The organism is Thiomicrorhabdus cannonii, from assembly GCF_013391695.1.
Classification (GTDB): Bacteria; Pseudomonadota; Gammaproteobacteria; order Thiomicrospirales; family Thiomicrospiraceae; genus Thiomicrorhabdus; species Thiomicrorhabdus cannonii.
Genome location: NZ_JACBGH010000012.1, coordinates 1 through 22,089, shown reverse-complemented (window position 1 = coordinate 22,089; position 22,089 = coordinate 1). Strand labels below are relative to the sequence as shown.

22 protein-coding genes are annotated in these 22,089 nt (G+C 51.0%); 21 read left to right on the top strand and 1 reads right to left on the bottom strand.

Features of this window, described 5'->3' with window-relative positions; genetic code table 11:
- Window positions 1-192 precede the first annotated feature (192 nt).
- The 13 genes from HZ297_RS10635 to lnt all read left to right on the top strand — a co-directional run bounded on the left by HZ297_RS10635 (window position 193) and on the right by lnt (window position 13,494).
- Window positions 193-1,185 carry a porin gene (locus HZ297_RS10635; protein WP_178863582.1) on the top strand — a complete coding sequence of 331 codons (993 nt, stop codon included), beginning with the start codon at window positions 193-195 and terminating at the stop codon, window positions 1,183-1,185.
- A gap of 207 nt (window positions 1,186-1,392) precedes the next feature.
- Window positions 1,393-1,872, top strand: coding sequence for a hypothetical protein (locus HZ297_RS10630; protein WP_178863581.1), 480 nt, complete (start codon window positions 1,393-1,395; stop codon window positions 1,870-1,872).
- Window positions 1,873-1,946: 74 nt separating this feature from the next.
- Window positions 1,947-3,020, top strand: a complete 1,074-nt coding sequence (locus HZ297_RS10625; protein WP_178863579.1) for a hypothetical protein — start codon at window positions 1,947-1,949, stop codon at window positions 3,018-3,020.
- Entirely contained in the window at window positions 2,990-3,919 is a 930-nt protein-coding gene (locus HZ297_RS10620) for a type II secretion system protein (RefSeq protein ID WP_343034819.1), read from the top strand. Before HZ297_RS10625 ends, HZ297_RS10620 begins: the two co-directional genes overlap by 31 nt.
- Entirely contained in the window at window positions 3,916-5,340 is a 1,425-nt protein-coding gene (locus HZ297_RS10615) for a type II secretion system protein (protein WP_178863576.1), read from the top strand. Before HZ297_RS10620 ends, HZ297_RS10615 begins: the two co-directional genes overlap by 4 nt.
- Window positions 5,341-5,400: 60 nt before the next feature.
- Window positions 5,401-5,988 (top strand): response regulator, encoded by a 588-nt coding sequence (locus HZ297_RS10610; RefSeq protein ID WP_343034818.1) that lies wholly within the window; start codon window positions 5,401-5,403, stop codon window positions 5,986-5,988.
- Window positions 5,989-6,003: 15 nt separating this feature from the next.
- Complete coding sequence (locus HZ297_RS10605) at window positions 6,004-7,110, top strand: ATP-binding protein (RefSeq protein WP_178863574.1); 1,107 nt, start codon at window positions 6,004-6,006, stop codon at window positions 7,108-7,110.
- 122 nt (window positions 7,111-7,232) lie between these two features.
- Window positions 7,233-7,820 (top strand): prepilin-type N-terminal cleavage/methylation domain-containing protein, encoded by a 588-nt coding sequence (locus HZ297_RS10600; protein WP_218644617.1) that lies wholly within the window; start codon window positions 7,233-7,235, stop codon window positions 7,818-7,820.
- 156 nt (window positions 7,821-7,976) lie between these two features.
- Window positions 7,977-9,389, top strand: coding sequence for a tRNA (N6-isopentenyl adenosine(37)-C2)-methylthiotransferase MiaB (gene miaB, locus HZ297_RS10595; protein ID WP_178863573.1), 1,413 nt, complete (start codon window positions 7,977-7,979; stop codon window positions 9,387-9,389).
- A gap of 147 nt (window positions 9,390-9,536) precedes the next feature.
- Entirely contained in the window at window positions 9,537-10,529 is a 993-nt protein-coding gene (locus tag HZ297_RS10590) for a PhoH family protein (protein WP_178863572.1), read from the top strand.
- Complete coding sequence (gene ybeY / locus HZ297_RS10585) at window positions 10,529-11,065, top strand: rRNA maturation RNase YbeY (protein WP_246261930.1); 537 nt, start codon at window positions 10,529-10,531, stop codon at window positions 11,063-11,065. Before HZ297_RS10590 ends, ybeY begins: the two co-directional genes overlap by 1 nt.
- Window positions 11,066-11,103: 38 nt before the next feature.
- Window positions 11,104-11,952, top strand: coding sequence for a CorC family transporter (locus tag HZ297_RS10580; RefSeq protein ID WP_178863571.1), 849 nt, complete (start codon window positions 11,104-11,106; stop codon window positions 11,950-11,952).
- Complete coding sequence (gene lnt, locus HZ297_RS10575; RefSeq protein WP_178863570.1) at window positions 11,953-13,494, top strand: apolipoprotein N-acyltransferase; 1,542 nt, start codon at window positions 11,953-11,955, stop codon at window positions 13,492-13,494. It abuts the gene before it with no gap.
- A 59-nt stretch (window positions 13,495-13,553) separates the two neighbouring features.
- On the opposite strand, the gene HZ297_RS10570 is transcribed toward lnt, so the two are convergent.
- On the bottom strand, window positions 13,554-13,943 hold the full coding sequence (locus HZ297_RS10570) for a zinc ribbon-containing protein (RefSeq protein WP_178863569.1): 390 nt from the start codon (window positions 13,941-13,943) through the stop codon (window positions 13,554-13,556).
- A gap of 132 nt (window positions 13,944-14,075) precedes the next feature.
- Here HZ297_RS10570 and leuS point away from each other — a divergent pair, with 132 nt between their 5' ends.
- From leuS to rpsT, 8 genes are all read left to right on the top strand, one after another.
- Window positions 14,076-16,541 (top strand): leucine--tRNA ligase, encoded by a 2,466-nt coding sequence (gene leuS / locus HZ297_RS10565; protein WP_178863567.1) that lies wholly within the window; start codon window positions 14,076-14,078, stop codon window positions 16,539-16,541.
- Window positions 16,542-16,545: 4 nt separating this feature from the next.
- On the top strand, window positions 16,546-17,169 hold the full coding sequence (locus tag HZ297_RS10560) for an LPS-assembly lipoprotein LptE (protein WP_178863565.1): 624 nt from the start codon (window positions 16,546-16,548) through the stop codon (window positions 17,167-17,169).
- A 3-nt stretch (window positions 17,170-17,172) separates the two neighbouring features.
- Entirely contained in the window at window positions 17,173-18,207 is a 1,035-nt protein-coding gene (gene holA / locus HZ297_RS10555) for a DNA polymerase III subunit delta (protein WP_178863563.1), read from the top strand.
- A gap of 216 nt (window positions 18,208-18,423) precedes the next feature.
- Window positions 18,424-19,698, top strand: coding sequence for a glutamate-5-semialdehyde dehydrogenase (locus tag HZ297_RS10550; protein WP_178863561.1), 1,275 nt, complete (start codon window positions 18,424-18,426; stop codon window positions 19,696-19,698).
- Window positions 19,699-19,718: 20 nt separating this feature from the next.
- Complete coding sequence (gene nadD / locus HZ297_RS10545) at window positions 19,719-20,345, top strand: nicotinate-nucleotide adenylyltransferase (RefSeq protein ID WP_178863559.1); 627 nt, start codon at window positions 19,719-19,721, stop codon at window positions 20,343-20,345.
- Between the two features lie 23 nt (window positions 20,346-20,368).
- Window positions 20,369-20,734, top strand: a complete 366-nt coding sequence (rsfS, locus tag HZ297_RS10540) for a ribosome silencing factor (protein ID WP_178863557.1) — start codon at window positions 20,369-20,371, stop codon at window positions 20,732-20,734.
- A 22-nt stretch (window positions 20,735-20,756) separates the two neighbouring features.
- Entirely contained in the window at window positions 20,757-21,227 is a 471-nt protein-coding gene (gene rlmH / locus HZ297_RS10535; RefSeq protein WP_178863556.1) for a 23S rRNA (pseudouridine(1915)-N(3))-methyltransferase RlmH, read from the top strand.
- A 434-nt stretch (window positions 21,228-21,661) separates the two neighbouring features.
- Window positions 21,662-21,925, top strand: a complete 264-nt coding sequence (gene rpsT, locus HZ297_RS10530) for a 30S ribosomal protein S20 (RefSeq protein ID WP_178863555.1) — start codon at window positions 21,662-21,664, stop codon at window positions 21,923-21,925.
- Window positions 21,926-22,089: the final 164 nt, after the last annotated feature.

The window sequence follows — 22,089 nt, the reverse complement described above, 5'->3', positions numbered from 1 at the left end:
GTTACATGGTCAAACTTGATTAGAATCAAGTAAAAGCGCGTATGAATTGAAAATGGTGTTGTAAAAAAGCAACACAAAATAATTTTGTGGTTTTTTTGCGAAAAAAAGTTGCGCGGCAAAATTGATTTCAATATAGTCACACTCAAGTTCGCAATAGCGGACAGTTTTAACTAACTATTAGGATTACGAAACATGAAAAAGAATATTATTGCTCTAGCAATCGCTTCTGCAATCGCTGCTCCAGTAGCAATGGCTGACGCTCCTACTGTATACGGTCAAATCAACGTGTCTATGGACTCTGCAAAAGACATGGGTCAATTCACTTCTGACCGCGATTCACGTGTTGGTGTTAAAGGTTCTGAAGATCTAGGTAATGGTTTGAAAGCTGTTTACCAAATGGAATTTGGTGTTTCTGTTGGTAACGCTTATGCAATGTCTGGCCGTAATGCCGTTGTTGGTTTGGGTGGTTCTTTCGGTACAGTATTGTTGGGTCGTCATGACTCACCATTGAAAATGTCTCAAGCTAAAGATTTGTTTGGTGACGCAACTTATGCCGATATGGGTAAGAAACAGTTGATGGGTCAGTTGGGTTACGGTAAGAAAAACGGTGAAATCCGTTTTGATAACGTAGTGGCTTATGTTTCTCCAGAATTTGCTGGTATCAAAATTGTAGCAGCAGGTGTTGGTGCTGAAAACGGTACTAACGATGCATCTCTGACTAACGCTTACTCTATCGCTGCAATGTACGGTTCTACTAAAGAAGGTTTGTACCTGGCCGCTGCGATGGATCACGCTGATGAGCAAATCGCTGGCGCAACTGATGAAGAGTGGAACCACCTTCGTTTGTCTGCTCAGTATGCTACTGGTGGTCTAGTTGCTAACGTAACTTACCAAGACTTCAAAGATGGTTCTTCTGTTAAGAGCTCTGACGAAGGTACTAACATCCAAGTTAACGTAGGTTACAAAATGGGCGCGTTCATGCCTAAAGCTAAGTACTCTATGACTGATTCTGCGGTTAAAGCTAACAAAGATGGTTCAGCTTACGCTTTGGGTCTAGACTACTCTTTCGGCAAGAAAACTACTGGTTATGTTGAATACATGGCAGCTGACAAGAAAATGGGTGTGTTGAGCGGCGTAAACGACGACTTCAACGTAGTTTCTGTTGGTATGGTTCACAAGTTCTAATTACGGTTGTCCTAGATTCGTCTAGTACAGTGTGATTAAACTTTGAATAAAAGCCCCCTTTGGCAACAAACGGGGCTTTTTTATTGGGTTAAATTTTTACTCAAAAATTCTTTGAAAATTCTCAACAGGCCGGGTGCACGAAAGTCTCCCGGCTTTTTTGTTTTGTAGGCTTTGTTTTATACTGGACGCTTAATAAAAGGAGTGGTTATGCAAAGACAGTGTCAGCCGTGTACGGCATGTTGCGATGGGTGGGTGCGTATTGAAGTCAAGGGCTGTGAAGCGTATCCGGGGCATCCTTGCCCGCACAGTACGGGTAAAGGTTGTGATGATTATGAGAACCGTCCGGTGAATCCGTGCCGCCAATTTGAGTGTACGTGGGTAAAGCAAGGTTCATATTTGCCGGATGATTTTAGGCCCGATCAATCTGGCGCACTAGTGATTGACAGTATTTTGCAGTGGCAAGGCTTAACGGTTGATTTAGCCGTGCCGGTGGGGCGCGAGATTCCCGACAAAACCTTGTATTGGCTGATGCAGTTTGCGGAACAGAATATGCGCCCGCTGATTTACCAACAGCAGGATCCGCAGAGCAAAATCCTTGAGAAAAACCCTCTCACCCTCGCTTACGGCCCACCGGCGTTTCAACAGTGGGTTTTAGAGCAGCAGGCGCAGGGTAAACGGTTATGGTAGTGATTGTTGGTTTTTTATGATTCGGGCGATTTTATAAAAAAGTCATATAAAACAGGCGGTTTAATGCAGTCCGTTTGGTCTATACTAAAAAGAAATGGATTAACCTTGTGGGTGGAAGTATGCCGGCAGTTCAGCGTCAGAAAGGATTTGTGTTTCTACTGGTGATAGTGGTGATAGCCATTATCGCTACGTTGTGGCTTGCTACCAAGCATCAAGGATTGATTTCGGCATTTAAAAACGAAGAAATTGATGAAAGCTTGATGGCTTTAAAAGAGGTTAAACGCCGTTTGCTGGAGTTTTCGGTGCTGAATCCGGAGATTTATCTCACCACGACAACCGGCGTCCTTCAGGGAAATGATAAAGTGCCTGCAGTGGGTTATTTTCCTTGTCCCGATTTGGATGGTGATGGTCTGGTGTCGGGTTTGGAAAGCAGTTGTGGTAATCCGTTAATCAGTGGTAATAGTGCATCCGGCTTTGTGCCGGATCCGCTAAGTGCGATTGGCTTGGGGAGTTGTACCGGCGGCGGTTCGATTTGTACGGGATATGTGCCGCAAGAGATTGATACGCGTGACGTTTATTTTGCACCTAAAAAACGTTATTTTTATGTGCTGGATGAGCGTTTCAGTACCCAAAATGTGTTTTATAACGATATTAGCGGTGTGGGCCCAAAGCGTTATGCACCTTTGGCGCCGAGTCGTTTGGAAGGTGATCCAGCCAGTGCGTCGAGCAGTTTGGACTCGTTTGACCCGATTTTACGGTTAAATGAGGTTGGGAAGTATGTGGCGCTGATTATTGATGCGGGTGATAACGGTTTGGATGCTGCTAACAATGATGGCGATAATGCGTTTGTGTCGGGGCGAGGTAATAAGTACCTAAAGAACGCTTCAGACGAGATTGTAGGAGTCACTTATGACCCGGATGACCCGGACATCCCTGGTGTTGAGTATGACGACCAAGTGGTTGGGATTACTTACAATGAATGGATTACCCTTATCGCGCACCGAGTATGTGGCGAGCATGACCGTTTTAGCGGCGATGCGGCAGATTTTGATGCCGTTACGGTAACGGAGCATTGGGTTAAAGATTATCATGCAACGGATAATCCGCTAGGGTCAGAATGGTTGTCTTGGGGGGTAGCGTGTCCATGAGTTATTTTACAGCTAGACGCACTGACACGAGTCTTAAAGGCTTTTCGTTAATGGAAATGGCGATTGCACTGCTTATCTTGGGGTTGGTAATTGTCTCTTTCCAGGGGATTTTCAAGCTGTTATTCGATACGGATCATAAGATGCGTGAACAGCAGAGTATGCATAGAATTAATTTGTCGTTGAATACGTATCTTTCTGTTAATGGATATTTACCTTGTCCAGATACGGATGGTGATGGGCGTGAAGATCGTGTTACGGATGCAGGTAATTCAGTGTGTGCTGACCGTGAAGGCGGATTGCCTTATGAGGATATAGGCGTGCCGGCAACGGATGCTTGGGGGGAGTCTTATTATTATCGCGTGCATCAGCGAGCCGAAAACCCTGTGTATATCAATCAAATTTGCGAGCCTGCGAGTGTGCTGGGATTGAGTGGAACGCGGGGTACGAATAATTTATGGTTGTGCCCCAGCAGCAATATTTATTACTGTTCCGCATCGATTACGGCATCAACAGATTGTGATGTGACTTTTAATATTTGTGATGTGCCCTGTACCAATTCAACCGATCCCCGGCCCACAGCAACGCCTCCCTCACCGCCTTTTTTTCATTTAGCGACGCCTCCATTCGGAACAGTGAGTGGCTCTTTGAATTTGCGGGTGTATAACGAAGATGGTGATCAGTTGGGAGAAGGGGTGGTAGCCGTTGTGGTTTCTTGGGGGGCTAACGGCGATACAGTAAACCGTGCCTCCTGCTCTGGCGGTTCGACAGAGGAAATGGAAAATTGTGATAACGACCGTGATTTTGTAGATACGCAAACCGGTTTGGATAGGGATTTCATCACGTGGATAACGGTTAACCAGGCTAAAACGGCCATAATTGGAACGAGGGCAATAAGATGAGAGTATTGAATACGATCTTTCAACAGGTTCAAAAGGGCTTCACACTGGTTGAAATCACCATTGTTCTGTTGATTATAGGTTTGGTTTTGGGTGCCGGGTTTTCATCGCTCGGCGCTTATTTGGATAACGCCTATCAATCGCATACGATGGGTAATTTACAGGTCACTAAACGTGCTTTGTTGGATTATGTTATGGTCAATCGACATATGCCGTGCCCGGACACCGATAACGATGGTCGTGAAAACAGAGATGGTTCTAATATTGCCTGTAGTGCCAGTGTAGGCACGATTCCGTTTGACGATATTGGTTTGGGTGCGGCGGTTACCAGTGATGATTACGGCAATTTGTTTGGCTATGGCGTTAACGGTAATGTGGTCAATACGGGCGATATTGCCGATTCGGCTGATTCGGCAAGTTATTTTGGCAATCAAAGTCCTCCGCAGTTTACCTTGCAAACACCGCCAACTACCGCTTTGCCCTCCGTTCCTGAAAGTTATACGGTGTGTAAACGTGAAGCTGCTAACTGTACTACGGCTGCGGCAAATGTCGAAGTGAGTGCTATTCCGGCGGTCATCGTGGCGTTTAATGAAAATGGCGGGGTGACTAATCTGCAAGGCTGTAACGGCGCCGACCGCGGTGATCGCGAAACCGAAAACTGTAATGCCGACCTGCTTTTGTGGAAGGGCACATTTGATAACGATGCCTACGACGACCAAGTTGTGACCATTTCAGGTTATGAGATCAAGCAGCAGGTATTGGATTTGCTTAATACCATTACCCTTCAGGTTACAGATGAATATGACGGTTATGATTTCATTGTGCGTGGTGACGTGGATAGTTCCAATGATCTTAACGTAGCGGATGGCGTTGATAATAAATTCTATATCGATAAAACCTCTGATACAGAAGGCGGTAACCTAAATGCAAATATAGTGTTCAAAGAAGGTAATGATAAGTTTCATATCGAACGCAATGTAGAGAGTGGCGGGAATGCCAAAATGGGGGCTGGTGATGACTATGTCTATGTAGGTGGTTCCATTTTGGCGGGCGGAGCTATTTACCTGGGTGATAATGACGACACTACCGATGTTGAAACATTTGAAAGTTCCGATGGTAAGGATGTGGCGATAATCGATGGTAACATCAACAGCGGCGCTTTACTGGATGCAGGCTTTGGTAATGACGATGTAACGGTAAATGGCATTGTGGCCGGAACAATCAATATGAGCAAGGATAATGACCGACTGTATCTGAATGGTACTGTGGATACAAGTACGGCTGATATTGATGGTGGTCAGGGTACGGATATTATTTTCTTGAATATAACGTATGAAGAGTGGACTGCGAATACCGCTTTGCAAGGAGTGATTGTGAACTTCGAGAAAGCAGTATTTGAAAATAACGTTCAAGTTGATCTTTAAACTGGTTTTTAAGTGGTGTGCACAAGCGAATTCAAATCACCTTTTTTAATGCGTGTTTTGGTGGTTGATGATGACCCGGCACTTCGCGGGATGGTCACTTTTGGTTTAGAGGTCGCGAAGTGCGAGGTATTTGAAGCGGGTTGCCGTTCAGATGCTTTGCAGGAATTAAAAAAGGTCTGTCCGCAAGTAGTGGTTTTGGATATGGGGATGCCGCCGCATGAGCATACTTCAGCTGAAGGCGTTGCCGTTTTAAGGTGGTTGGAAGACAATCAGCCCGACGTCAAAACCATTGTGCTGACCGGTCAGAATGCCGAGGCCACTTCCTATGTGGCACTTAAACATGGCGCTTTTGATTTTCTTGAAAAGCCCGTTTCTAGTCAGGCGTTGTTGCAGGCCGTGCAACGCGCCTTTTTGTTTTTTGAGCAGGCGCAAAAACGCAAGGCACAGGAAGGTGTGCAGCGCGTGGAAATCGAAGCTGTGCTGGGCGAGGGCGTTAAAAGCATCCGTAATCAGGCGGAAGAAAAACTGATTAAACAGGTGTTGGCCGACACCGATTTTAACGTGCATGAAACCGCCAGACGTTTGGGTATCAAACGCGAAAACGTCTATTACCTCATCAAAAAATACGGTTTGCAGCGTGAAGAATAGAACAGGCCGGGTTACATGATTATTGTTGCTGACTGGATTTCAGTCGCGTTTATTTTAATTGGCATGATTCTTCTTGGTGTAGCCTATTATGTGCATCGCCAAACCGCGCGTCTTAAACAAGCTATTTCACAGCTCTATGCGCTTAATCAGCAGGTAAAGCAGGATGCGCTGGATTTTTTGGAGCAGGCTTGGCCGTTGTTGCACTCAACCGGTGTTGGCGGGATGTCCGTGCAGATTGACTGGTTTGGTGAACACAAGGAACATCTTTACGGGCAAATTCCCCCTGGCGCAGAAACAGAAGTGGTGACGCTTGAGCGCGAAGATATGCGCTTTGTGCTACATTTTGCGCTACCTGGTTTTGGAACCGAACGCATCAGCCGTTTGCAGTTGATGATTACCACCTTTACGCAGATTTTGTTGCAAGACATTGAGCATAAGCAGGCGGAGATTTTGATTTCGCAAAGACGTTTGGAGCGTTATCAGATGTTTGTGCAGCACGAGATTAAAAATATCGCCCAGTTTGTGCAGCTGCTAAGCGAGCAGGTGGCAAGTCTTTATGCGCAAGGCGGTAAAGATGAAGACAAATTGCGTCTGGTGGATCGATTGCAGCAAACCTTGCCGTTTATGTCGCAGCGTGCCGCCAATACCGTGAGGCAGATGAAACAGCCGCTGGCCGATTTCTTTGATAGCCGGCCTGTTGATTTGAATTTGCTGGTGGAAGAGGTCTTGCAGATGTATCAGCTGCAAGCCGACGTTCAGGGTCAGGCGGTTGTGCAGATCGGCCGTCCGTTGTTGTTGGAAGTATTTAAAAATATTTTGGGTAACTACCGTGATCATCCGCTCGGCGATTGCGGTTTGAAAATTCTATTGCATAATCGTGGTGCAGAAGGTGCCGAGGTGGTCATTGCTAGCTGTTTGCCTGATGAAGGGAGTCAGCTGCGGTCTGAGCGGCTGTTTGAACCTTTTTGGACAACCAGTGAGAGTGGCATGGGGCTGGGGTTATTTCTGACGCGCGAACTGTTAAAGCAGGTGGGTGGGGAAGTCAGCTTCAAGCAACATGGCAGGGAGGTGGAGTTTAGGTTGCAACTCAATAATGTGCCTCTGTTGTGCGAAATTGATTGAGGTCAATAATCCCGTTTAAATGCTTGGAGTAAAAAACTTTTACTCTTTTTAATGCCATTAGCACTTGTTAGGATGAACTCACCTGTAAAAGGTTGCTTCTATTTTTATAAAGGAGAGAGAGCATGAAAGATTTGCAACAAATGCAAGCCAAGCTTGAAAATCAAAAAGGTTTCACGCTAGTTGAAATCGCGATCGTACTGGTTATCATCGGCCTGTTGTTGGGCGGTGTTTTGAAAGGTCAGGAGATGATTAACAGTGCTAAAATTAAATCCGATACTGATACGTTAGTTTCATTGCAAGCTGCGGCTTATGCTTATAAAGATCGTACAGGGGCGTATCCAGGAACGCCGTATGATCCAGCTACTGCACCGACTGCTTCAAAAGTTGTGATAGCTAATGCTACAACGGAAGCATCGCCCAACGCGGCTGGTGATGGTTCTTTCTTTGCTGATATTTTTGATGAGGGATTTACTAAATCTCCTAATCCGGCAGTAGAGCATGAAACAACAGCTTTCTATACTGTTACCAACGCAGTTCGAATCGCAGGTACTGCGGGTAATGCAGTGAATCAAATTTGTATCAATAACATCGAAGAAAATGTTGCATTTGGTATGGACCAAAAGTTGGATGATGGTATTGCTACTACTGGTAATGTGAGAATGACAGGGACTGCTGACACCGCTGACTGGGTGATTTGTTTGGAAATGTGATTTTAGTTAAGTACTCACTAACCCGCTTCGGCGGGTTTTTTGTTTTTAGGCTTTTTTGAAAACTCTGTGTTAGAATACGCGACCTTAATTTTTAGTTAATATTCAGTTACATAGCATAATTCTGCAAATAACCCTGCTTTAAAAATGGAAACACCTATGGCGCACACTTCACCTTTTACGGGCGGACTTCATATCATCACTTACGGTTGTCAGATGAACGAGTATGACTCGGACAAGATGGCGAGTTTGCTGGAAAAAACCCACGGTCTGAAGCTGGTGAAAGAGCCGGAAGAGGCGGATGTGTTGTTGATGAACACCTGTTCGGTGCGCGAAAAGGCGCAGGAAAAGGTGTTCTCGGAGTTGGGGCGCTGGTCGAAGTGGAAGCAGGAAAAACCCAACCGCATTATCGGCGTGGGCGGTTGTGTGGCATCGCAGGAAGGCGAGGTGATTCGCGAGCGTGCGCCGAGTGTGGATGTGATTTTCGGGCCGCAAACCCTGCACCGCCTGCCGGCGATGATCGACCAAGCGTTGAGAATGCGTGGTGACGATTCCATCAAGAAAAAGCAGGCGGTGATTGATATCTCCTTTCCGGAGATCGAAAAGTTTGACAACTTGCCGGAGCCGGAAGTCAACGGTGTGTCGGCGATGGTCTCTATTATGGAAGGCTGTTCCAAATACTGTACGTTCTGCGTGGTGCCTTACACCCGTGGCGAAGAGGTCAGCCGTCCGTTTGAGGATGTAATGCACGAAATCCGTGTGTTGGCCGAGCAGGGCGTGCGCGAGGTGAATCTGCTCGGGCAGAACGTCAACGCCTACCGCGGCGTGATGCCGGACGGCGAAATCGCCGATCTGGCGGTGTTGCTGCATGCCGTGCGCACCATTCCCGGCATTGACCGTATCCGTTACACCACTTCTCACCCCAACGAGATGTCGCAAAGTCTGATCGACTGCTATGCGGAAATTCCGGAGCTGGTGTCGCATCTGCATCTGCCGATTCAGTCGGGTTCCGATCGCGTGTTGGCGCTGATGAAACGCGGCCATATGGCGATGGAGTACAAATCCACCATTCGTAAAATCCGCGCATTGCGTCCCAACTTGAGTTTGTCGGGCGATTTCATTATCGGTTTCCCGGGAGAGACCTGTGACGATTTCAAAGAAACGTTGAAACTCGTGGAAGAGTTGAACTACGACCGTTCGTTCAGTTTTATCTACAGCCCACGCCCGGGAACGCCGGCGGCGTCTTTGCCGGATGAAGAGCCGATGGAGAAGAAAAAACGTCGTTTGTACGCATTGCAGGAGCAGTTGAACAAGCAGACCAACGCCATCAGCGAGGCGATGATCGGCACGGTCCAGTCGGTATTGGTGGAACGCTTGTCGCGCCATTCGTTTAACGAGGTGGCCGGCCGTACCGAAAACAACCGCGTGGTGAACTTTGAAGGGTCGCCGGAATTGATCGGCCAATTTGTGGATGTGGAAATTACCGAGGCGCTGCCGAACTCATTACGCGGTCGCGTGGTGGCCACGCCCGAGGCCGACAAACACGTTGCACCGCAGTTTTATGCATTGTAAACTGAGTCCACTAACAATAAGTTTGCAACCCTGCCATTGAAAATTCATAAAACGTTATTATTGAGTGCGGATAATAACGTTTTTTATTTTATAGCTCTTTATTTGTTTAAGTTAACCGTTTTAGCGTCCCCTATTTGAGAAGCCTGTTTGTCGACATTACATACGATCCAATTTAACCTCTATCCGGAGGATAACGAGCGCCTGCAAAATCTGTTTGGCTGGCATAACGAACACCTCGAGCTGATTGAGTTGCGTCTTGGCGTGGAAATCAATAGCCGCGGTTTTGCGATGGCTGTGACCGGACTGGCGGAGCGTTTGGTGCAGGCTGAACAGCTGCTGCGCGATCTGTATGCCGAAACGGCAGAGGAAACGCTTGATCCGCAAAAGGTGCATCTGGCGTTGCACCATTTGGGGTTGGACGAGGCGCAGGCGTTGACGGTTGATCAGCAGATTATCAAGACGCGCCGCAAGGTGATTAAGACGCGCAATGCCAATCAGTCTGAATATGTGGAAGCGATTCGGCAGCACGATATCAATTTCGGCATCGGCCCGGCCGGTACAGGCAAGACCTATCTGGCGGTGGCCTGTGCGGTGGAAGCGTTGGAAAACGAGCGGGTGAGACGCATTATTCTGACGCGTCCGGCGGTGGAAGCGGGTGAAAAACTCGGATTTCTGCCGGGCGATTTGAGCCAAAAGGTCGACCCCTATTTGCGCCCGCTGTTTGATGCGCTGTTTGAGATGCTCGGCTTTGAAACCGTGGAACGACTCATTGAAAAGAACGTGATTGAAGTGGCTCCGCTGGCCTTTATGCGCGGACGCACATTGAACGAAGCCTTTGTTATTTTGGATGAGGCGCAAAACACCACGGTTGAGCAGATGAAAATGTTTCTGACGCGCATGGGGTTTTCGTCCACGGCGGTGATTACCGGCGACATTACCCAGTGCGATCTGCCCAAGCATCAGAAATCGGGCTTGCGTCATGTGTTGGAAGTGTTGGAGGGGGTCGATGATATCGGCTTTACCTTCTATCAGGCCAAAGATGTGGTGCGTCATCCGCTGGTGCAGAAGATCGTTAAGGCGTATGATCGTTATGAACGTACGCAGGCAAAGCAAGCTGAAGATAAGCAGGGGGGCAGATAATGCGACCCGTTCAGACCGATTCCGTCATTCAACCGGTGGAGGCCAATATGATCGAGTTAGAGTTGCAATGGGGAATTGAGCCGCGCGCCATCCCGACGCAGGAGCAGTGCGAGCGTTGGGTGTTGGCGAGTCTGGTCGGGGAAGTGGCCAACGAGGCCAATGAACTGACGATTCGTATTGTGGATGAAGCCGAAAGCCGCGCCCTCAATCGTGATTACCGCGGGATGGACAAGCCGACTAACGTGTTGTCGTTTGAATTTGAAAACCCACCCGGCCTGTTGGATTTGGGTGAGGCGTTGCCGTACTTGGGCGATTTGGTCGTCTGTGCCGATGTGGTGGCGCGAGAAGCGGTCGAACAGGGCAAATCGTTGGAAGCGCATTGGGCGCACATGATTGTTCACGGCACTTTGCATTTGCAGGGTTACGACCATATCGAGGACGCTGAAGCCGAAGAGATGGAAGCGTTGGAAATTGAAATTATGCAGGGATTGGGGTATCCGAATCCTTATGCGAACGATGAGGCCGAAGAGGCCTGATCGCAACTGTTTTTTTAAATAGAGGTAACACAAAACTCATGAGTGACAGTAGTAGCGGCTCTTCGTGGTTAGAGCGTCTAGGAAAGGTATTTTCAGATGAACCGGAGAGCCGAGAAGATCTTTTAGAAGTGATAAAAGATGCCCAGTCACATGGCGTCATCGATAGTGACGCGCAGTTGATGATTGAAGGGGTGCTTAATGTCTCCGAAGCGCGTGTGCGCGACATTATGATCCCCAGAATGCAAATCGAGGTGGTGGATGTTTCCGAGCCGCTTGAGGTGATTTTGGAGCAGATGCTTGAAACCTCGCACTCCCGTTATCCTGTTATTGATGGCAAGCAGGGCGGCATTGTCGGCGTGTTGCTGGCCAAAGACGTCTTCCGTGCGGTGGTCAAAGGGCAGTTGACCAGCAAGGAGCAGTTGGTGGCCATTTACCGTGAGCCGACCTTTGTGCCCGAAAGCAAGCGACTGAATATGTTGCTGCATGACTTCAAATCGAGCCGCAACCATATGGCCTTGGTGGTGGACGAATACGGTGAGCTGGCCGGCCTGGTGACGATTGAAGATGTCATCGAGCAGATTGTCGGCGATATTGCCGATGAGCATGATGAAGACGAAGACAAGCTGATTCAAAAGCATGTCGGCGGCGGCTTTATGGTGCAGGCGATTGCCGATTTGGATGAGTTTAACGATTTCTTCAAGGTCGAGTTGCCGTTGGAAAAAAGCGAAACCATTGGCGGCCTGATCGCTCTGGAGCTGGGGCATATCCCGGTCGAAGGCGAGGAGGTTGTACTTTGCGGACTGCAGTTTAAGGTGGTCAAAGCGACCGAGCGCCGCGCCGAGGTGTTGCAGGTTAAGCCGGTTGAAGCGGACGCGGAGGCACAATAATTGAAAGCCCGCCTGTTGTCGGTGTTGCATCTGTTTGTACCGCATAAGAATGAACTGATCGCACTGCTGCTCGGTGCGGCATCTGTACTGGCGTTTGCGCCTTTTGAGATCGCCTTTGTCATGTTGCTCGGCTTGGCCGGGCTTTTCTGGCTGTGGCAACAGAAGGCGCAAAACGCTTATCAAGGCTTCAAGCTCGGACTGTGGTTCGGTCTTGGTCTGTTCGGGGTCGGCGTCAGCTGGCTCTTCTCCAGCATGTATTTCTATTCCGGCGTCAATATCGTGCTCGCGGTCGTGGCGACCTTTCTGTTTGTTCTGTTTCTCTCTGTGTATATCGGTCTGGCCGGTTGGCTGGCGCTGTATTTCAAGGATGACAAGCGTCCGGGCTTGATGTTGTTTGTGCTGTTTCCGGCGGTCTGGGTGGCGGCGGAATATCTGCGCGGTAACCTTTTCGGCGGCTTTCCGTTTCTGCAGGTTGGCTTGTCACATATCGACAGCTGGCTCGCCGGTTATGCCCCGTTATTGGGGGTGTTGGGGGTGAGCTGGGCGGTGGCGATCAGCGCCGGATTGCTGTTGTGGTTTGCGCAGCAGCGCGCCTGGTTTGTGCCCGGCCTGATGCTGGGCGTATTGTGGGCGACCGGCGGGCTGCTGCAAAAGGTGCAGTGGGTGGAACCGGCCGGTAAGCCGATCGATATCGCCTTGGTGCAGGGCAATATTCCGCAGGAAAAAAAATGGCGACGCGATGAGTTCTATCCCTCGTTAAAGCGCTACGTGGAGATGACCAAGCAGCATATCGACGCGGATGTCATCGTCTGGCCGGAAACTGCGATTGCCACTTATTTCGATGTGGTGGAAAAAGGCGCGCTCTTCAGCTTTATCAAAGATGCCAAGCTGATGAACAAGGATATTCTGGTCGGCGTCATTGCCGGCAAGGATAAAGAGTATTACAACGCCTTGGTTAACCTGGGCAAGCCTGAAGAGCGTTACTATAAAACCCATCTGGTGCCGTTTAGCGAGTATTTTCCGTTTGTCGGCTTCTTCAAGTTTTTGAACCTGTTTTTCGATATTCCCTATGACAGCTTCTCTCACGGGCCGGAAAACCAGCCGCCGTTGAAGTTGGGCGGTCAGCTGGTCGGTTTGAGCGTGTGCTACGAGATGGCGTTTGGCGAGGAACTGGCGCGTTATCTGCCGGATGCCAAGTATCTGATTACCGTCAGTAATGATGCCTGGTTTGCGCACACGTTGGAACCGGCGCAGCAGTTGCAGGAGGTGCGTATGCGCGCCTTGGAGCTGGGGCGTGAAATTGCACGCAGCACCAATACCGGTCATACCGTGATTGTCGGTGTGGACGGGCAGATCAAGGCGCAGATTCCGGCGTATGAAGAAGGGGTGTTGCGCGACAAGGTGCAGCCTTATGACGGTATGACCTTCTATGCGCAGTGGAAGCAGTTGCCGATTGAGATGATGCTGTTTGCCATTTTCGGTTTTATTCTGGGCAAGCGTTATTTTCTGACAGGGCGGTTTGGCAGGGTTAAGAACCGTTAATGCAGGATGAAAACGCTTCAAACCCGGCCTGCCGAAAGTGAACAGGCCGGGTGTTTGCATCAATGTTCTTGTTTGAAAATCGGGTGATCCGGCTCCATCGCCGCAGTCAAACGCAATCTCAATACGGTGATTTCGGTCGGGTCGGCCAGACTCAGGGCTTTGTCCAACAGAATCTGCTCCAGAATCGGGAAGTCCATGGTGGCGAACTCCTCAACTCCTTTTTCCACTTCGCTCAAGTATTCCGCTGTCTGCATCAGGTCGTCGTGCAAATCCTTCTGTACCTGCTCAAACTCCTTGGCGGTCAATTCCGCCAGATCGTGATCGGTCTGTTCGGCTTTTTCAATCGCTTTGCCCAGAAATGCCCATGTGGCGTTTTCCGCCTTAATCACGCTTTCCCTGGCGTGATTCAGCAGGGTGCGGTAGGCGTGTAACATTTTAGATTGGCTCATTATTTTTTCCTTTATCGGCTCACTATCCACTATAATATTGGACTTATTTGCCGCAGATAGCAAGCGTGCAAAGGGCTTGTTTTAACGAGAATTCAGTCAATATTCACAGACACCTAAAACAGAAGAAAGTTCATGTCAGAAGTTCAGTACCAACCGCAACAACTTGAAGCCGAAATTCAGAAATATTGGGACGACAACCAGACCTTTGTGGTCAAAGAGGACGACAGCAAGGAGAAATATTACTGCCTGTCGATGTTCCCGTATCCGAGTGGCAAGCTGCACATGGGGCATGTGCGCAACTACACCATCGGCGATGTGATTTCGCGCTATCAGCGCATGTTGGGCAAGAACGTACTGCAACCGATGGGGTGGGATGCTTTCGGTCTGCCGGCTGAAAACGCCGCCATGCAGCATCAGGTGGCGCCGGCCAAATGGACTTACGAAAACATCGCCTACATGCGCAATCAGTTGAAGTCGTTGGGTCTGGGTTATGACTGGACGCGTGAAATCGCCACCTGCCATCCGGAGTATTACCGTTGGGAGCAGTGGTTGTTCACCAAGTTGATGGAAAAAGGGCTGGTGTACCGTAAATTGTCGGTGGTCAACTGGGATCCGGTCGACCAGACAGTGCTGGCCAACGAGCAGGTCATTGACGGTAAGGGCTGGCGCTCCGGCGCGCCGGTGGAGCGCAAGGAGATCGCCCAGTGGTTCCTGCGCATCACCGATTATGCCGAAGAGTTGTTGAACGATCTGGATAAGCTGGAAGGTTGGCCGGAACAGGTCAAGACCATGCAGAAAAACTGGATCGGCAAATCGACCGGTTTGCAAATCTCTTTCCCGGTCATCGGGCAGGAAGGGGTGACGCTGGATGTCTACACCACGCGTCCGGATACGCTGATGGGCGTGACTTACGTGGCGATTGCCTCCGACCACCCGCTGGCGCGCAAGGCGGCCGTCAATAACGAGCCGCTGGAACGTTTTATCGAAGAGTGCTCGCATATTTCCACCGCCGAAGCGGATATGGAAACCATGGAGAAGAAAGGGGTCGATACCGGCATTCGTGTGACGCACCCGATGACTGGTGAAACCGTTCCGGTATGGTCGGCCAATTTTGTCTTGATGGGCTACGGTACCGGTGCGGTCATGTCGGTGCCGGCGCACGACCAGCGTGACTATGAATTTGCCAAAAAATACGACCTGCCGATGAAGGTGGTGATTGCCGAAAGCGCGGATAATGTGCCGGATGTGTCGGAAAAGGCTTATACCGACAAAGGCATTTTGGTCAATTCAGGTGAGTTCGATGGTTTGACTTCTGCGGATGCGCTAGAAGCGATGGCAACGGCCTTGGGGCGAAAAGGACTGGGTGAAAAACAAACCAACTACCGTCTGCGCGACTGGGGTATTTCGCGTCAGCGTTACTGGGGTTGTCCGATTCCGGTGATCTACTGCCCGGCGTGCGGTGCGCTGCCGGTGCCGGAAGAGCAGTTGCCGGTGTTCTTGCCGGAAGACGTGGTGCCGGACGGTTCCGGTTCGCCGCTGGCCAAAATGGACAGCTTCAAAAATTGCGAATGTCCTCAATGCGGCGGCCGTGCCAAGCGCGAAACCGATACCTTCGATACGTTCTTTGAATCTTCTTGGTACTACGCGCGTTATACCTGTAAAGATAATACCGAAGGTATGTTGGACGGCCGTGCCGACCAATGGCTGCCGGTTGACCAGTATATCGGCGGGATTGAACACGCCATTTTGCACCTGTTGTATGCACGTTTCTTCCATAAGTTGATGCGCGATCAAGGTCTGGTGAGCAGTGACGAACCGTTTAAAAACCTGCTGACGCAGGGCATGGTGTTGCTGGATGGCGCCAAGATGTCCAAGTCCAAAGGCAATACCGTCGACCCGCAGGGGATGATCGACAAATACGGTGCCGATACGGTGCGTCTGTTTATGATGTTCGCCGCGCCGCCGGAGCAGAGTCTGGAATGGTCGGATTCAGGTGTGGAGGGCGCATACCGCTTCCTCAACCGCGTGTGGCGTCAAGTGCACAGCCATTTGGAAAAAGGCGCGGTGGCCGCGGCCAGCACCTCGGAAGGATTGGATAAAACGCTGAAAGCGCTGCGTCTGAAAACCCATGAAACCTTGCAGAAAGTCACCGACGACATGGGCCGCCGTCAGACCTTCAATACGGCCATTGCCGCCTGTATGGAATTGATGAACGAGCTGGCACGACTGGAAGATGATTCCGACGCGGCGCGCGGTGTGATGCAGGAAGCGTTGGAAGTGCTGGTGTGCATGTTGTCGCCGATGGTGCCGCACATGACGCAAGCTTTGTGGCAGGCGCTCGGCAAAGACGGTTTGATTGTGGACGCTGCCTGGCCGCAAGTGGATGAAGCTGCATTGGTCAAGTCGGAAATCGAACTGGTGGTGCAGGTCAACGGCAAGCTGCGCGGTAAGATCGAAGTGGCGGCCGACGCCGATCAGGCAACCATTCTGGCCACCGCCAAAGCTGACGCCGATGTGCTCAAGTACATCGACGGCAAAGAGCTGGTTAAAGAGATCGTGGTGCCGGGCCGTCTGGTTAACCTAGTGGTCAAGGGTTAAGACGATGCATCGTTTGAGCGCCTTGCGCGGCCGCAAAAAAACTCAACAGGCCGGGTTGCGTAGTTCATCTGCATTTGCCGGCCGCCTCAAATTTATCTTGGGATTTTTGGTGGTGTTGTTGAGTGTGGAGCTGCTGAGCGGCTGCGGGTTCCATCTGCGCGGCGTAGGAAGTGGCGGCGAGGCGCAATTCCAGAGCGTCAAGCTGGACGGGGCTCAGCAGCTTGATCCGCAGTTGCGCGAGGCATTGCAGCAGCAACTTGCAGTCGGCGGGGTGCGCCTTGCCGACACGCTCGGCTCCGCGCAGTTGTGGGTGCAGTTTGACCGCACCGACTGGAAACAGACGCGCACCGGCTATAGCGGCGGGGATGTTGCGTCCATCTTGCTGACCTTGAAGCAACATTTCAAAGTACAGGATGTGGCCAGCGAAACCTGGATTTTGGATGCACAGGCCACGACCTATCGCGACCATACCATCGACCTCAATGCGCGTTTGGCGTCGGATCGCGAGCTGCAGGAAATCCGCGAGCAGATGAGCGACGAGGTGGCGCGGCAGATTATCGACCGCATCAACCGAGCGCTGGCGCAACAGCGTTTGCAAAGTGCCGATGGTCAGACAAAAACGGAATAGCGCATGATATTAGCCAGCGCCTTTCTCAACCAGTTGCAGCAGAATCGGTTGGAACTCAAACCGATCTACCTGCTGTACGGTGAGGAGGCGCTGTTTTTGCGCGATTGTGCCGACGGCTTGCGCCATGCCTTGCAGGCGCAAGGTTATCTGTATGGCGAACGCTATGAGGCGGATGCCGGTTTTGACTGGCGCAGCCTGCAAATGGAAACTCAGGCGGGTTCGCTGTTTTCGGAGCAGCGGGTGGTCAGCGTGGCGCTGCCCAAGGGCAATCCCGGCACGGACGGCACGCAGTTCATTCAGGACTGGGTGCGAATCAGTTCTGAATTGCCGCAGCCGCCGGAAGTGATTGTGGTGATCGAGTGCGAAAAGCTCGAAAGCCGTCAGCTTAAATCCAAATGGGTCGCCGCTATCGAGTCCGCCGGTCTGGTGGTACAGGCCAAGCCGGTGCCGGCGCAGGCGTTGCCCGGCTGGTGTCAGCAAAAGGCGCAGGCTTACGGGATTGGGCTGGATAATGAAGCGGCCGCTTTGCTGGCCGAACGGGTAGAAGGCAATCTGCTCGCCGCCGATCAGGAGTTGATCAAACTCGGTCTGCTCTACCCGCAAGGCTCGGTGATCGATGCGTCGATTATTGCGCAAAGCGTGGTCGATCAGGCGCATTACCAATTGTTTGCGCTGTCGAGCGAGATGCTCTTGGGGCGCGCCCAGCATGCGCAGCAGATGCTGACGCGTTTGCGTCAGGAAGGGTTGGAGGCGCCGGTGATTCTGTGGCTGGTGGCCAAAGAGATTCGCCAGCAATTGGAGCTGGCGCAGTTGAGTCAGGCCGTGCCATTGGCGCAGGCCTTTAACCAGTTGAAAATCTGGCAGTCGCGTCAGGCGGAATGCAAAGCCGCCTTGCAGCGTCATACGCTGGAAAGCTGGCAAGCGATGCTTAAACAGGCGTTGCAGATTGATCTGCTGATTAAAGGCGTGCGTCCCAAACTGACCGAAGAAGAGGTTTGGATGGGGTTGAGTGCATTAGTCAGGCAAATCGCCAGTTAAGAAGTATGATTAACTATTGCGCTTGCCAATACGGCGTTGAAATTGGCCTCAAAATGCTCATTTACGCAGTGTAAACTCCGCTTTTTCGGCCAATTTCGCCTTGTCTTGCCTGCGCTCATGACGTTAATCAGAGCCTCTTGAGTCGTTGTAAAAACTCAACAGGCCGGGTCTGGAATAAAAGCAAAGAATAAACAGGAAAACAAATAGGAAAATCGCATGGAACTTCAAGCCGACATCACTAATGTGACAGCCTATATGCAACAGTTAGGTCAGCAGGCGCGTGCCGCATCCAGGGTGTTGGTGCGCGCAACCACGGCGCAGAAAAACCGCGCGTTGCTGGCAATGGCCGAGGCGATCGAGTCGGCTGCCGATCACTTGAAAGCGGAGAATGCCAAGGATTTGGAAAACGGCAAGGCCAACGGTTTGGATGCGGCGATGCTGGATCGCCTGACTTTGTCAGACAAAGTCATCGCCGGCATTGCCGAAGGTTTGCGTCAGGTCGCGGCGTTGCAGGATCCGGTGGGTGAAATTTCTGATATGAGTTACCGTCCTTCGGGGATTCAGGTCGGCAAAATGCGCGTACCGCTGGGCGTGGTGGGCATTATTTATGAGTCGCGTCCCAATGTCACGGCCGATGCGGCGGCGTTGTGTTTGAAGTCGGGCAATGCGGCGATTCTGCGCGGCGGTTCCGAGGCGGCCTACTCCAACCGTGCTTTGGCGGCGTGTATTCAGCAGGGCCTGAAAACGGCCGGTTTGCCGGAGGCGGCGGTGCAGGTGGTGGCGACCACCGACCGCGCGGCAGTGGGTGAACTGATTGCCATGCCGCAGTATGTGGACGTGATTATCCCGCGCGGCGGCAAGAGCCTGATCGAGCGCATCAGCGCCGATGCGCGCGTGCCGGTGATCAAGCATCTCGACGGTATCTGTCATGTCTACATCGACAGTGATGCCGATTTCGACAAGGCGGTTAAAGTGGCGCTGAATGCCAAAACTCACCGTTACGGCGTGTGCAATGCGATGGAAACCTTGTTGGTGGCCGAGTCGCAGGCGGCCACAGTGTTGCCTGAACTGGCCAAGCTGTACGCTGAAAAGGGCGTGGAACTGCGTGGTTGCGAGAAGACTTGCGCCATTATCGACGCCAAACCGGCCAGCGAAGAAGATTGGGCCACCGAATACCTCGCGGCGATTCTGTCGATCAAGGTGGTTGATGATGTCGATGAGGCGATGGATCATATTGCGAATTTCAGTTCGGGACATACCGAATCGATTATCACTGAAAACTACTCCACCGCACGCCGTTTCCTGGCCGAAGTGGATTCCAGCTCGGTGATGGTCAATGCGTCGACGCGTTTTGCCGACGGCTTCGAGTACGGCTTGGGCGCGGAGATCGGCATCAGTACCGACAAGTTCCACGCGCGCGGACCGGTCGGTTTGGAAGGGCTGACCTCGCAGAAATATATCGTGCTGGGCGACGGCCATATCCGTCAATAAGGCGTGACGGGAGATTCTCCATGCGGCTGATCGGTATTAATGGTGGTACTTTCGATCCGATTCATATCGGCCATCTGCGTCCCGCGCTGGAGATGCAACAGACGTTGGGATTGGATGAGGTACGTTTTGTGCCCTGTTACCGTCCGGTGCATCGCGGAACGCCGCAGGTGTCAGCCGAACAGCGTTGTGCGATGATTGAACTGGCGATTCGTCATCAACCCGGTTTTGTGCTCGACACCATTGAAATCGACCGCGGCGGCTCGTCCTATATGGTGGATACCTTAGCGGCGTTGAAAGCGCGCTTTCCGCAGGATGCTTTGGTGCTGATGATGGGAACGGACGCGTTTTTGCGCTTTCATACCTGGCACAACTGGCAGGAGATTTTGCGCTTGGCCAATATCGCCATCGCCCATCGCCCGGGTGACGGCTTGCCGTTAAGCTGCGAGGCCGGGCAGATTTTGCGTGCCCATCACGTTAAGCAGTTGAGCGCGGCGTGCGAACAGATTGTCGATGTGGCGGTGACGCAGCTGGATGTCAGTTCCACGGCGATTCGCAGCGCTTTGCAGCAGGGGCTTTCGGTGGATTATCTGCTGCCGCCGAAAGTGGTCGACTACATTCACAAACAGCACTTATATCAGAACAGTTAATTTAAAGAGTATAGAAGAGATTTATGGAATTAGAAGCGGTTAAAAACCTGATTATTGAAAGTCTGGAAAACAGCAAAGCGCGTGATATCCAGGTGATTGACGTGGCCGGCATCAGCACCTTTGCCGATTTGATGGTGGTGGCGACGGGAACGTCGACCACCCATGTGAAGTCGACCGGTTTTGCCCTGGCGCAGGCGTTCAAAGACGCCGGCGAAACCCCGCTGGGAGTCGAAGCCGGCCCGCAGCCTGACTGGGTATTGGTGGATCTGGGCGATGCGATTGTGCATGTCATGACCGAAAACGCCCGCGCGCACTATGCGTTGGAAAAACTGTGGGATGTGAAATCGCAGGCCAAGCGTTTGGAAAACCCATCCAAAACCGACGCTTAAGTTGGTTGTGCGGTAAAGTCCGATGATTATCCACTTTATTACCGTCGGCCAGAAAATGCCCAAATGGGTGCAGGAAGGTTATGCGGAATACGCCAAGCGGTTGCCTAAAGCGTGCAGTCTGAATCTGATTGAACTGCCGATGGCGCAACGCGGCAAAACCAGTTCGGTGGAACAGAACAAGGCGGAAGAGGCCAAGCGTATTTTGGCAGCGGTGCCGAAAGGCGCGCGCCTGATTGTGCTGGACGAACACGGCCAACAGGTCACCACATTGCAGCTGGCAGAAAAGATGCAAGAGTGGCTCGGCGGCGGGCAGGATGTGGCGCTGATTGTCGGCGGCCCGGACGGTTTGGATCAGACCATTCTCGATCAGGCGCAGTGGAAGTGGGGCCTGTCCAAACTGACATTGCCGCATCCGATGGTGCGTATATTGGTGGCGGAACAAATCTATCGCGCGTGGTCGGTGATAAACAACCATCCTTACCATAGGGAATGAAGATTCTATTTTAAGGGCGCTATAAAGCTGTTTTTGTCCTTTAAACTTCGCGCGGCGCCCTTGTTACCTTTTTTGTTTGGCCAAAAAAGGTAACCGAAAAAAGGCCACCCCGCTAAAACGTTCTATGGCGCTAGGCTTGTGCGCTGAAGATTGCGAACTCGCACGCAAGCGTGCTCAAACAGCGCAACCTTTTAACGCGCCCTTCGCCAAACGCCATAACGAACGTTTTAAAGGGGCGAGTAAATTGTGTGCTGTTCAAATAAACACTTGACCAAGTTATTGTAATTTTAGATAATTCCGCTTCTTTGCAACTTTTTGCAAACAGATTACATCGTAGTCATTGTCGGTTGTGTACGCATAGCGGCAATGTTGTGTTAATTGTTAATGATAGGTCTACGGATCGTTAACACGTAAAATTTTTTGGAGAAACCAACATGGCAAACTCAGCACAAGCAGCAAAACGCGCCCGTCAGGCGGAAGCTCAACGTCAACACAATTCATCATTGCGTTCAGCAATGCGTACTTCTGTTAAGAAAGTATTGGCAGAAATCGCTGGTGGCGACCAGGCTAAAGCAAACGAAGCGTTCCGCGTTGCGCAGTCTAAATTGGACGGTATGGCTCGTAAAGGCCTAATCGCCAAAAACAAAGCTGCACGTACTAAGAGCCGTATCAACGCTCGTATCAAAGCGATGGCTTAATTTTAGTTTCTGACTAAAATTTCTAAAAAAACCGGGTTTTGAAGTGACCCCCAAATGTTGGACACCAACTTTGGGGGTTTTTCATGTCCAAATACAGTCGCAATACAAAAGTCACCATAGCAAAGCGCTATCTTCAGGGCGAAAATTCTACCGCTCTCTCAACA